Genomic DNA, 9,510 nt, shown 5'->3' on the forward strand with positions numbered 1-9,510 from the left:
GTCAATTGTCTTGTGTTACAGACGTTTCAATTTACGTAACGTCGCCACCAGGGGCGCGTTCGAAAACATCCCTCGTGTGATGCTCGGATGAATTGCGCTGAGATTCATGAGCACGGCATAGCGCAGACCGTGGTCGCGCCAGTGCGCGAGTTGCTCGACGATCTCGTCCGGCGTTCCGGCCAGACAGAATTCCCGTACCAGTGCGGCCGGGACCTTCTCGATGTAGTCCAGGACGGTGCGCTCGTCCAACGTCTGCGGCAGGTAGTCCTGCAGGCCGGTGAAGTCCTCGCCCAGCGGGTGGGTCGCGCCGTGCCTGGTCCACATCTCCCCGGGGGCGCACAGGGTCAGCGCCCGCGCGCCCACGCTCTCGACGAGCGCGTCCACCTGCCCGGGACGGGCGGCGGTGAGCACGCTGAACACGGCGGCCGGCGCGACCGACGACGGGTCGCGGCCCGCGTCGGAGGCCGCGGTGCGAACCAGGTCGAGGCGATGCCGGTATTCGTGTGGGCGCTGCGCGAAGCCGGGGAACCACACGTCGGCGTAGCGCCCGGCGGCCCGCAGCATGCGCGGGCCCCCGGCGGCGACCCAGATCTCCGGACGGGTGCCCCGGTACGGCGGCACGTCGAAGACCGCGTCGCGCAAGGGGAAATACGGGGAATCCCTGGTGACCAGGCTGCCGTGGGAATCCCACAGGGCCCGGATGGTCGCCAGCGCCTCCTCGAACCGTCCGACCGGAGCCGACCAGTCCACGCCGTAGGGCTCGTTGTTGTCCCGTATGCCGGTGCCGATGCCGAGAATGGCGCGGCCCCCGCTCAATTGGTGCAGCGTGGCCGCGGCCTGCGCGGTCACGGCGGGATTGCGGCGGCCCGCGTCGGTGACGCCGACGCCGAGCCGTAGGCGGGCGAAGCGGTTCTGCGCGGCGAGATAGCCCAGCGCCGTCCACGGTTCGTAGATGCCGTCGGCGTGCGGTGCGAGCCGGGTGATGCCGACGTGCCGCGGTTTCCAGATCGAGGCGGGCAGGATCGAGGGCAAATGGTCGGTCACCCAGAGCGAGTCCGCCCCGCCCGCCATCGCCACCGAGCGGCTGCCGCGAAATTGCAGATCGGGCGCGAACCGGGTGTAGACGCCGGAATCCATCACGCCTGTGCGGAATTTCGCCATGTTGTTCCTATCGCACTACTTGGGTACTGGCTCGAGAGCTGCGCTGGTCTCGGTGATTTCGATACGTTCGTGCCACCGGGCGAGCCGACGCGGGGCCCACCAGTTGGCCGCGCCGAGCAGGCGCATCAGGGCGGGCGCGAGCACGCCGCGGATCAATGTCGCGTCGCTGAGCACGGCCAGGGTCAGGCCGAGGCCGAACAGCTGGATGAACGACACGTGCGAGGTCACCATGCCCGCGAAGGCGATCGCCATCAGGCAGGCGGCCGCCGTGAAGATCCGCGCGGTGCGCGCGACGCCGGTCGCCACCGCGCGGGTGTTGTCGCCGGAGGACAGCCACTCCTCGCGAATCCGGGACAACAGGAACACCTCATAGTCCATCGAGACGCCGAAGGCGATGCAGAACATGAGGATCGGCATGGTCGGCACGAGGTAGCCCGTCGGGGTGAAGCCGAGCGGGCCCGCCAGGTGCCCTTCCTGGAAGATCCAGACCATGGCGCCGAAGGTCGCCGCCAGCGAAAGCGTGTTGAGCAGCAGCGCTTTGATCGGCAGCAGCACGCTGCCGGTGAAGAAGAACAGCACCACCAGCGTCGACAGCGCGATCACGAGGACGGCCACCGGCACTTTCGCCGCGAGCGCGTCGAGCGAGTCGACACTTTCGGCCGCCGCGCCACCGAGCAGCGCCCGGCCCGGTGCGGGGACCGCGCGCACCTGGTCGAGCTGATCGATCGCGGCAGGGGAGTACGGGTCGAGCCGGGTGCCCACCCGCAGGTACGTGCCCGCGTCGTCGCGCATGCCGGGCGGCGCGGAGGCCACTTTCAGCCCGCCTGCGTAGACGCCGGCCGCGGAGAGCACGGACGTCACGTGCTCCACTCGTGACAAACGCTCCGCGTAGTCCGCGATGTCGGCGTCGCCGCCCCGGTACCCGGGCATGGCCACGACCACACCGGCCATGGCGTTCTCCCGGAAACCGGTGCGCAAGGCGTCGCCGACCACGTGGCTGGACGCCCCCGCGATGACCCGGTCGTCGGCGGCGCCGAACCGGATGGACAGAAACGGCGAACCCAGCACCAGCAACAAGGCGATCACCGAGAGCGCGGCCACCACCGGGCGGCGCATGACCAACTGCACCAGGCGATACCACCTGCCTGCGGTGACCTCCACGGGCTCGGGTTGCGGCCGCCGGAGTCGGCGGCGCAGGAGCACCCGCAGGTCGAACGCGTCGACGCGGGGGCCGAGCAGCGCGAGCGCGGCGGGCACCAGCAGCAGCGTGGTGAATACGGCCGCGCCGAGCACCGCCAGCCCCGCATAGGCCAGCGACCGCAGGAAATACAGCGGGAAGACCAGCAGCGTCGACAGCGACAGCGCGATCACCACGCCGGAGAACAGCACGGTGCGGCCCGCGGTGCGCGCCGTGCGCGAGACCGCGGAGCTGGTGTCGTGCCCTGCGGCGAGTTCCTCACGAAACCTGCTGACCATGAACAGGCTCGAATCGATCGCGACCGCGAAACCCAGCGCGCTCATCATGTTCAGCGCGAAGATCGACACGTCGCCGACCTCGGTGAGCAGCCGCAGGATCGGCAGCGTCGCGAAGACGTTGAACACCCCGACCGACAGCGGGATCAGCGCGGCGGTCAGGCTGCCGAAGACCAGGATCAGGGCCAGGCCGGTCAGCGGTATCGCGATCGCCTCGGTGACCAGGAGATCGGTGACGATCTGATGACTCATCTCGTCGAACGCCACCGCCTGGCCGCCCGCCCGCACGGAGACGCCGTCGAAGTCGCCGCTCACGTGTTCGGCGATGGCGCCCGCCCGTTTCGGCGCGTCGGTGTCGTCGCCGGTGACATGAGCCAGGACAAGGCCGGCGCGGCCGTCGTTGCCGCGCAGCCCTTGCCGCAGATCCGGCGGGAGCTCCCAGTAGGACTGGACCGCGTCGACCTCGTCGCGGACGCGCAGATCCGCGGCCAGGCGCTCGCCGACCGTGCGGGCCGCGGGGCTGTCCAGCCCGTCGGGCGCTGTGACCAGCAGCACGAGATTCGGTGCCGCACCCGGGAATTCGCGATTGAGGAACGCCGCGACCTCGGTGGATTCGGTGTCGGACGGGATGTAACCGCCGGACTTCAGGTGGGCGGGCGCCGACCAGCCGAGCCCGACGCAGACGATCCCGATGAGCAGCGCGCCGTACAGGATGGATCGCGGGCGCCGGGTTGCCAGGCGTGCGAGACCAACAAGCATGATGAATGACCTTTTCTCGAACTCCGGCGGTGGCGAATGCCGATGCGGCCGGGCGCTATTCGGCGGCGCCGGGATCGATGTAGCTGGCCAGCGCTCGCCATTCCTTGGCATTGCGGCTGGCGAGTTCGGCGACGGCCGGGATGCAATGCGGTGGGACCGTGGCCACCAGCGTGGTCCACACTTCGCGCTGCATCGAATGGGTGTGCAGCCAGCGCAGCAGGTCACGGCCCTGCTGGCTGTGCCGCATGGCCGGGTCGCGAGTGAGCTGTTGCAGCAGCAGCGCGCTGCCCTCGGGCTGTTCCGCGGTGTTGTCGCGATCGCAGGACCCGGTCTCGCGCAGGCGTTTGCGGATCGCGTGTGCCGTGCTGATGGATACCTCGGCCGCGGCGGCCAGCGCGCGCAGCGGCATGTCCGGCGAGGCCGCCAGCAGCTCGGCGACCCGGCGCCTGCGCTGCGCGCGGTCCATCGGCCTGCGCCTGCCGTCGGCGCCGACGCGGATGTTCGACTGCGGAATTTCCGCACTCGAACGTTGGCGGATCGTGGCCACCGTGCGCGCGGACAGTCCCGCGGTGGACGCGATGGCTCGATCGGACAATTCCGGCATCGTCTCGATGATCCGTTCGGCCGCCGCTTTGCGGTCCGAAAGTGTCAGCGGCAGACCGTGTGTCGTATTGAGCTCGACTCCGCGCAGAAAGGCCTCGGCCGGTGTCCCGTCGAAGAACACGACGTCGATGTGCTCGCGTCCGAGCCATTGCGCGGCGCGCAACCGATGCATTCCGTCGATGACGCGCATGGTGCTGCGATGCACCAGAATCGGCGGTAATTCGGTATCGCTCTCGGCCAGTCGCGCGATATGCCTGCGATCCTCTCCGTTGGACCGCGGCGAATCCGCGGGCAACAGGTCGTCGATCGATACGAGATAGCACGCGTTCGACGCCAGCGGCACCACATCGCCGCTCACCAATTTAAACTCAGCGGACATTTCGAACCCCCAGGGTCGCCCGGAATCAGATCGGTCCTCGATGACCCGATGGCCCATCCGGAACCCAGCTAGGCTTCGACCGACCGATCGGTCACAGCGTAGGTGCGGCCGGTGCACGACACTAGGCTTTTCAGAAAGAGTGGGGAGAATTCGGAAACATGACAGTCATTGCCGACCCCGGTCGCACGGCGCTGCTCATCGCGGGCACCGTGGTGGCGGAACGCGAAGGGCTGCACCGTCTCTCGATCAACGCGGTGGTCGAGGAAGCCGGGATGGCCAAGGGCACCTTCTATCACCACTTCGTCAACCGCCGCAGCTACGTCATCGCGCTGCACCGCCGCTTCTTCGACGCGCTGTCGCAGTCGGTGGCCGCGGCGCTGGCCGGGATTCCGCCGGGGATCGAACGGATCGGCCCCAGCCTGGACGCATTCCTGGATGCCTGTCTCGATGCCCGCGGCACCGAGGCGTTCATGGTGCAGGCGCGCACCGACCCGGATCTGCGCGAGGAGATCCGCCGTCGCCACGAGTTGTTCATCGCGGTGGGACGACCGGACATGGTGGCCGCCGGATGGCCGGACCCCGACGCGGCCTCCCGGATGAAGGTGGCCATGGTCGGCGAGATCTGCCTGGCCGAGCTCACCGCCCGGCGACCCCGTCCGGACCTGCGCATCACGGCCGTCCGAATGCTCACCGCCAACCGCACCGGGCCGCTTGCCCCGGAGTCGCCCGAGGACGGCTGCTCGTCGACCTAGACGGTCGGGCAGTGCGCGGAAAGCTCTGCGGCTGAATATCTCCAGTGTCGCACATCGTGGTGGAGGCCTTCGTTGCCGACGGGACGCTCATGATCGCGGGATCGTCCGCAGCGCTGCGGACGGGACGGCGACAGTCGGCTCGTCGGTTGTTCGGAAACAGCTTGTAGGGTTGGATGGCCGTAACCCAGCACCGACAGAATGAAAAGCTCCGAGCTGGGCGAGATTACGACGGGACGTGATGACACTCCGTAGCTTGGCCGCAGCCACCGTGTTGACGATGGTCTGCGCGGTGAGCGCGGTGACCGGTTGCGGAAAGAATGTCACCGAGGATCGGGTGGCGCCGAGCAGCACCAGTAGCGCGCCGACCGGAACGACGACGACATCCACGCCTTCGATCACGGCGAGTTCGGTGGGCGAACACGACCGTATCGTCACCAGCCCTGGCGCCGAGCCATTGATGGCCGGAATCCGGGCCGCCGATCCGTGCTCGATGCTGGACATCGAGCCGTTGCCATCGATGAACCTGGGCACGAAATCGGTGTTACGCGAGGGACCAGGACTCACCGGGTGCCAACTCAGAGTGGGCGATCACGTCGGCGAACCCGGCTCGAAGGAAGCGCTCTACCTGTTCGAACTGTCACTCGGCGAGGTATACGACGACGATGACCGTGCGCGGGACAAAGCCGAAACGGTCAACGGTCATACGATCTACCGGTCCCGCCTGGCCGACGAGCGTACTGCCGCCGACACGTGCTACTACTACGTGCCCGCAGGGAACAGCGGCTACGCGCACCGGTTGCGGTTGCGCAAGATCCCGCCCGACGGCGCGCCGGCCAATACGTCGTGGCCCGAGAAATGCGATGTGGAGAAGAGTTACGTCGGCAAGATCATCGATCGGCTGAACACCCTCGCGCCCCGCGGCAAGCCCGCCGATGGGAAGGCGCTGTACGGCAAGGATCCGTGTGCGGCCAGAGACGCCGTGCAGGCTCGGTACAACGATTGGACGCTGAACTCGGTCGGGTGGATCGCTCCGTATCACTGCCAGTTGACTTTCGCCGAGTCGGGCGCGAAATACAGCTTGCAGGTCGACCTGGAGTACCGCTTGGACGCGGAGCAGAAGGTATCGGCCGGACTGGACGGCGGCCCCTACCGCGCCGCGGGCCTGAGCGGGATAATTCTCCGTTCGACCGTGTACGGTCCCGTGCCGTCGCGGTGTGCCGTCAGCCTGACCTACCGGCCCAGTAGCGACGGCCGCCTGAACGGTCATCTCATCAGGCTCGCGATCGATTGGACCGCGCTCCCCGGCGCCCAATACGGCGATCCCGATCACCCGACGGACGGCAGCTATCCGCCGCTCCCGTTCGATGCCTGCGCCGACGTCGACGATTTCAGCACCGCCGCCGTGCGGGCGGCGGGCTGACTTCGCTCGGCGGGTTCCCGGGCGCGGACAGGTCATCGGCGGGATCTCCAGCCGGTCCGAGAGTAGTGTTTCACCTGGCAGAGCCAGGAGCGCGCGTCTCGAGTCGGCAATGCTGCCGGGCGGTCGCGTCCTCCGGGCGGAGGACTCCACAGGGAAGGCCGCGCCATGACTCGAGCAGCCGACGTCGGCGGCACGCGACCCAGCCGCACGGCGTCCATCTGGCAGTACGTCCGCACCGCCCCGTGGACCTTCGCCTGGCTGGCTGTGCTGCTGGGCACCACGATCATCCAGCACCTGGTGCCGCGCGGCGATCTGGAGCGACTGCTGGGTGAGCGTTCCACCAACCTGCGTCACCTCGAGTCCGATCCGGTGCACGTCCTCGTGACCAGTCTGCTGTGGATCGACGGCTACTTCTGGCTGCCCTACTTCGTGCTGTTCTGCGTCTTCCACGCGCCGGCCGAACGGTGGCTCGGCGCGTTGCGCTGGGCGATCGTCGGTCTGGGCGCGCACGTCGGAGCCACGTACCTCAGCGAGGGCATCCTGGCCCTGGCGATTCGCCACGGCTACGCCGATCCCGGGATGATCGATGTCCGCGATATCGGCGTCAGTTACTTCCTCGCCGCGATCATCGGAGTCCTGACCTACCATGTCGCCCGGCCGTGGCGGTGGCTGTACCTCGGCGGAATCCTGGTGTGGTTCGCCATCCCGCTGCTCATCCACCCCACCTTCACCGGCATCGGGCATTTTTCGGCGCTGCTGATCGGGCTGGCCGCGTTCCCTCTCACGCGTGGGCGGACCGCGCCGGACTGGAATCCCTCCGATATCTGGCGACGCCGGATCCATGTCGACCGAGCGCCGAGCGGTCGGGCGCAGGCCACCGGGTCTCGAATTCCGCCGAACGGGCACGGGTAGCGCAGGGAAGGGGTGGGCGGCCGGATCGTTCTTCCGGCCTCCCGTAATCGGCGGTCGGCAAGTCTTCGGAGCTTATTCCGGGGCCGCGTTCGATTCGAGAGCTTTGTCGTAGGCCTGTCCGGCGTCGCGGACCTTCGTCGCGAGGAATCGCATCCGTTCCGAGGTGAGGTAGCCGCCGCGAAGAGCCGTGCCGTCCAACTCGGCGGCAACCTGGTCCAGCGCCAACCGCGCGAACCGCGTTCGATCGACCATGGCCGAGTTCTACCAGGTAGTTCCGGCAGACGCTATTGCACCACGCGGTGCGTTTCCGAAAAGCCGCCGCAGTAGTCCAGCGCCGGCTTCCCAGCAGTGGCGAACTTCTGGCTATCGATCAGCCTATCCTGCTTGGCGGCCGCCGGATCGGGGCCCTGAGCGGTAGGTGAACACCTGATCCGTTCGGGTGGACTACGTGTTGGACAGGCGATGACCCGACTCGTGCACTTCGTGGGCAGCTTGCCCGCACCATTGACGACCGATGACGGTGACGTGCTGGAGTGGTTCGTCCAGCGCAGCCAGGGCCGCCGGCTCACCGGCGTACCGCGGGACCTGGATCCCACCTGGGTCGTGGAGTACCTGCGGGAGCGGGAGAAACACGACGACGTCTTCGAAGTGGTGCGCAGCGGGGACTTCGCCGATTACGCCGACATGCGCGTGTACGGCATTCGCCCTGGCGCCACCCTCGAACCCCGGCACGTGGCGATGGATCGCGCCGACCGTATCGGCGCGGCCGTCACCGCCTTTCGCGCGCTGCGGGATCGACATCCGGAACTCGCCGACACGAGATTGCAGATCAGTCAACCGAATCCGCTGGACTTGGCGTTGTTCGTGTTCGGAGGCGCCGCGGTGGCCGACGGTCTTCCGCTCGGGCGCGCGCTGCGCCACCTCCGGACGGTGACTCCCGCGCTGCGCAACCTGCCGGTTTTCGTGGAGGCCGTGCTGGCCGAAATGGCCCGAGTCACCGCCGAGCACGGCGACATGATCACCTGGCAGGTGGAGTCGCCGATCGCCCAGCTCGCACTGGTGAAGGCGGCGCGATTCGGTGCGCAGGCTCCGGTCGGGCGTCTGGTCGCGCGACAGTTGGCCGATTTCCTCGCGCGGGCACACGATCTCGGCGCGCGAACCGTCCTGCATCTGTGCTACGGCGACTACCAGCACAAAGAACTTCTCGCCCCGCGTAGTCTCGCGCCGGCCGTGCGGCTGTTGAACACCGTCGCACGAGACCTGCGCGCTCGCGCCGTGCCGCTGCCGCCCGCGCACATCCCCTGTGCCTACGGTGCTCATCCTGCCCCGCTGGAGCCGGCGTTCTACCGGCCGCTGCGCCGGCTGGACCCGGACTGGCGCGTCATCGCCGGGGTCGTGTCGCCCGCGGAAGCGCAAGACGGTATCCGAAGCCTGGCCTTGTTCGAAGCGGCCGCCGGGCGATCCGCTTACGGCGTGGCGACGGCGTGCGGCCTGGGCCGCTGCACTGTCGAGGAGGCCGAGCGTGCCGCCGCGGCCACCGTGGCGACCGCGGCGGCGGCGCCGAGCGAGGTCGCGCGAACCGGAATGACGCGAGACTGACTTCGGTGCAGGCGACGCGCATCACGCCGCCGGGAGGCTCGCGAAGAAGTAGCTCGAGCGACGCCGCTGCGGCCGACAAGTGCGGTGCGCCAATGGATCACCTCATCGAGCCTGTGATGGCAACGGACGAAACGGGCACGGGCATGGGGCGGCTCGGGCCGGTACCCTGGTTTCAGGGGTTGTCGCCAGAAGCGCTAAGTTACTGCGAATTTCCGTGATCCAACCCGTGATGTCCTCGGCGTTGTGTACCTTATGTTATCGAAGGTTCGCTTCATCAGAGGGAGCGGGCCGGGGTCGTGGTTACGGCCCGGCAGAAGGACTCCGTTGTCCGTGCGGTGCATCCGTCCCGAGACGCGGACGACGTCGAGGATTGGGTGTGGCCGAATGCGTGTATCTGCTCCGATAACGGTCTCGGCTTTGGTTGTTGCTGGTGTGGTGGTGAGTGGTTCGGG

8 protein-coding genes are annotated in these 9,510 nt (G+C 68.1%); 4 read left to right on the plus strand and 4 right to left on the minus strand.

Going from position 1 to position 9,510, the window contains the following annotated elements; all coding sequences use genetic code 11:
• Positions 1-15 precede the first annotated feature (15 nt).
• The 3 genes from AB0L97_RS28945 to AB0L97_RS28955 are packed head-to-tail and all read right to left on the minus strand — an operon-like array spanning position 16 to position 4,375.
• Positions 16-1,161: an LLM class flavin-dependent oxidoreductase gene (locus tag AB0L97_RS28945; protein ID WP_355081182.1), complete on the minus strand. Its 1,146-nt coding sequence runs from the start codon at positions 1,159-1,161 to the stop codon at positions 16-18.
• A gap of 15 nt (positions 1,162-1,176) precedes the next feature.
• On the minus strand, positions 1,177-3,393 hold the full coding sequence (locus tag AB0L97_RS28950; RefSeq protein WP_364435548.1) for an MMPL family transporter: 2,217 nt from the start codon (positions 3,391-3,393) through the stop codon (positions 1,177-1,179).
• A 55-nt stretch (positions 3,394-3,448) separates the two neighbouring features.
• A complete protein-coding gene (locus tag AB0L97_RS28955; protein WP_355081186.1) occupies positions 3,449-4,375 on the minus strand; it encodes a ParB N-terminal domain-containing protein in 927 nt (308 codons plus the stop codon).
• Between the two features lie 158 nt (positions 4,376-4,533).
• Here AB0L97_RS28955 and AB0L97_RS28960 point away from each other — a divergent pair, with 158 nt between their 5' ends.
• The 3 genes from AB0L97_RS28960 (at position 4,534) to AB0L97_RS28970 (ending at position 7,459) form a co-directional block, all read left to right on the plus strand.
• A complete protein-coding gene (locus AB0L97_RS28960) occupies positions 4,534-5,127 on the plus strand; it encodes a TetR/AcrR family transcriptional regulator (protein WP_356968376.1) in 594 nt (197 codons plus the stop codon).
• Between the two features lie 253 nt (positions 5,128-5,380).
• A complete protein-coding gene (locus AB0L97_RS28965; protein WP_364435553.1) occupies positions 5,381-6,547 on the plus strand; it encodes a hypothetical protein in 1,167 nt (388 codons plus the stop codon).
• Positions 6,548-6,712: 165 nt separating this feature from the next.
• Positions 6,713-7,459: a rhomboid-like protein gene (locus tag AB0L97_RS28970; RefSeq protein ID WP_355081192.1), complete on the plus strand. Its 747-nt coding sequence runs from the start codon at positions 6,713-6,715 to the stop codon at positions 7,457-7,459.
• Between the two features lie 72 nt (positions 7,460-7,531).
• Here AB0L97_RS28970 and AB0L97_RS28975 read toward each other — a convergent pair whose 3' ends face one another.
• Positions 7,532-7,711 carry a hypothetical protein gene (locus AB0L97_RS28975; RefSeq protein WP_355081194.1) on the minus strand — a complete coding sequence of 60 codons (180 nt, stop codon included), beginning with the start codon at positions 7,709-7,711 and terminating at the stop codon, positions 7,532-7,534.
• A gap of 210 nt (positions 7,712-7,921) precedes the next feature.
• Between AB0L97_RS28975 and AB0L97_RS28980 the strand changes: the two genes are divergently transcribed.
• A complete protein-coding gene (locus tag AB0L97_RS28980) occupies positions 7,922-9,058 on the plus strand; it encodes a hypothetical protein (RefSeq protein WP_364435558.1) in 1,137 nt (378 codons plus the stop codon).
• Positions 9,059-9,510: the final 452 nt, after the last annotated feature.

It is taken from the genome of Nocardia sp. NPDC051911, from assembly GCF_040681035.1.
Taxonomy (GTDB): domain Bacteria; phylum Actinomycetota; class Actinomycetes; order Mycobacteriales; family Mycobacteriaceae; genus Nocardia; species Nocardia sichangensis.